Raw genomic sequence first — 2,541 nt, 5'->3', positions numbered from 1 at the left:
AGCACGGCCCACTGCTCGTCAGAAAGATCCCCTCGCCCCACACCGCGATCATCACGGCACAGGGCGAGCGGCGAAACCTACTTCCAAAACACGCCCTAGTGCAGTCGGGCTTGCGAAGCGGTCCTTCGATACCGTCGAGCCGCCCGGCGGCTACTACGGCTTCCACTGGTACGCCCGCGCCAAGCTCGCCAACCTCGCCTACACGCTCGACCTTGCCACCCGACTCCAAGGCACGGCCGTCTCTGTCTTCGCCGCCGACCCCGGAGGCGCCGCAACCGACATGACCAACGGCACCATGACCGACCCGAAGATCGTCTCACCAGCCCTGCGGCTGCTGTGGCCGCTGGTACGCCGCAAGTTCGAACGCTCTACTTCGGGTCCGGCGTCCCTGGCTGCCCGGCCCTCGATCGTCGCCGCCACCGACGCCACCCTTACGGGCCGGACCGGCATCGTCATCGGAGCCCGGACCCACCCGGTGAAACCTCTGCGCGCAGCCACCGACCCCCGCGTCGCCCAGGACGTGCGCCGGCTCAGTGAACGGCACGCACCCCTCACGACAACCTGACCCGCCATAGGCACGGGTACCAGCGGCGACATCATCCGGATGAGCCATCCGATTAGCATGTCCCCATGACGACGCCCCTTCGCAAGGACGCGGCCCGCAACTGGGACCGCATCGTCGCTGTCGCCCGTGCCCTCGTCGACCAGGGCACACCCCTGCAACTGAACGACGTCGCCAGCCGCGCCGGACTCGGAGTCGGCACCGTCTACCGCCACTTCGCCACCCCCGAGGCGCTGCTGGAGACCATCGCCGCCCCCTGCCTGGAAGCCCTGACCGCTCACGGTCGGCAGGCGCTGGCCGACACCGACCCCTGGCACGCGCTCGAAGCCTTCTTGTTCCGCACTGTCGAAGCACAGGTCACCGACGCGTCCCTGGCCCCGGTCGCCGCCGCAGCCACCGACACCTTGCCACGCACCACGGAACTCAAAGAGACGCTTCAGTCGGTCGGCACCGCACTCCTCGACCGGGCACGCGACGCCGGGGCGGTTCGACGTGACCTGGCCGCCACCGACCTCGTCCCGCTCATGTGCGGCATCGCCTACGCCGTCAACGTCCATGGCGGCACCCCCGCCGACCGGCTCGACAACGCACACCGCTACTTGGCCGCACTCCTCGAAGGGCTGCGTGCCACGCCGCAACACCCGTGAGGGCATCGCCCGTACACCAGCCGGGGTGCTCCGGGTGCCCTCCGCCGGCGTGGGCAGTCCGAACGCCGGCAGGAGACGGCTGCCCGCCCCAACGACTGCAGGTTGCGGCAACGACTGCAGGCTGCGGCCTGTACGCCCAAGCGCTCAGCCGGCCGACTACGAGACGATCACCACGTCGAGTCCTCCTTGCCCGTGGACGCCTTCGACCCGGTCGAGTTCGATGTCGCTGCTGGCGGAGGGGCCGGAGATCCATGTCATGGGACGGGTGGGGGAGAGGCGTTCGATGGCTTGGGGACGGAGCCGACGACCTGGCGTGTGTGGACGAGGCAGATGTGGTGGTCGGGTACGAGGGTGATCTGCCGTCGTCCTTGGTCGGGGCCGGCATCAAGAACGATCGTGCCGGTCTCGGCGACGGCGAGTGCGCATCCTGTGGTCACGGAGTGCGCATCCTGTGGTCACGCTGTCGAAGGCATCGAGGTCGGTTGCGGTGAGCCCTTCCTGCTCATGGCACACCTCGGCGTCGACCGCAGCGAGGACGTCATCGGGCAGTCCGCCCGGGACGACAACCTTGGATGATCCCCGCTGTTTGAGAAGGCGGGCCAGGAGGCTCCGGCACCCGGGCGTTGGTGGTGCGGTGGACGACGGCGCGGTAGTCCTGCAGCGTCTCCACCAGAAGGTCGACGGTCTCCTCATGAGTCCGGTTTCCGTGTTCGTGCGCGTAGTCGCGGGCGACGGCGGGTTCGTGGCCGGCGCCGTTGTGGGGGCGGTCGCCCAGTGCCTGGCGGATGCGGGTGAGGGTCAGTTCCCGGCTGTTCACGGAGTGTCCTTTCCGTCTCGCTGCTGCTTCCACCAGGTGCGGAAGGACTGGGAGGGGATTGTCGGCAGATCGCGGCTGTCGGTCCAGGCGCGCCCGGGCCGGGCAGGCGGGAGGGGTGGAGCTTGCGGGTCAGTGAGGTGGCTCGAGGCGCCGCAGAGCGAGGAGGCGTACGGCAGGGAGGCGTCGATCTCGCTCGCGGTGCCGCGCAGCTGCGGGGTGAGGATGGCGCCGATCGGGCCGGGGTGGACGGAGCCGTACGCGTGGCCGCCGGCCCGCTCGTAGACGAGGCAGACGTTGAGGCAGGCCGAGCAGCGGATGCAGCGCAGCGCCTGCCGGCCGATGTCGTCGGCGATGTCGTCGGTGCGGCCGTTGTCGAGGAGCACGAGATGGAACGCCGAAGGGCCGTCGTCGTCGGTGGTGCCGGTCTCGGCGACCATGAAGTTCGCCCCGGAGATCCCGACCTTGGCCCGCAGGAACTTCTCCCGCAGGTGCAGCCGGGCCGCCTCCGCGAGCTC

Annotated in this window: 3 protein-coding genes and 1 pseudogene; 2 read left to right on the top strand and 2 right to left on the bottom strand. The window is 69.7% G+C overall.

Features of this window, described 5'->3' with window-relative positions; all coding sequences use genetic code 11:
• Positions 1–565, top strand: a 565-nt coding sequence (locus tag OO54_RS40730) for a Rossmann-fold NAD(P)-binding domain-containing protein (RefSeq protein WP_483414696.1), incomplete at its 5' end; no start/stop codon positions are given.
• A 65-nt stretch (positions 566–630) separates the two neighbouring features.
• Positions 631–1,209: a TetR/AcrR family transcriptional regulator gene (locus tag OO54_RS40725; RefSeq protein WP_033212718.1), complete on the top strand. Its 579-nt coding sequence runs from the start codon at positions 631–633 to the stop codon at positions 1,207–1,209.
• 156 nt (positions 1,210–1,365) lie between these two features.
• On the opposite strand, the pseudogene OO54_RS42150 reads toward OO54_RS40725, so the two are convergent.
• Positions 1,366–2,026: pseudogene (locus tag OO54_RS42150) on the bottom strand (LutC/YkgG family protein).
• Positions 2,023–2,541 (bottom strand): LUD domain-containing protein (locus OO54_RS40715; protein ID WP_033212715.1); only part of this gene is annotated, 519 nt, incomplete at its 5' end. The pseudogene OO54_RS42150 and the gene OO54_RS40715, both read right to left, overlap by 4 nt.

It is taken from the genome of Streptomyces wedmorensis, assembly GCF_000716445.1.
Lineage (GTDB): Bacteria > Actinomycetota > Actinomycetes > Streptomycetales > Streptomycetaceae > Streptomyces > Streptomyces wedmorensis.
Note: the sequence above shows the minus strand (reverse complement) of the source record. Positions and strands in the feature narration are given on the sequence as shown.

What these genes read in the sequence shown, in the direction of transcription:
- OO54_RS40725 (WP_033212718.1), top strand. Translation starts at nt 631, where the DNA reads ATGACGACGCCCCTTCGCAAGGACGCGGCCCGCAACTGGGACCGCATC.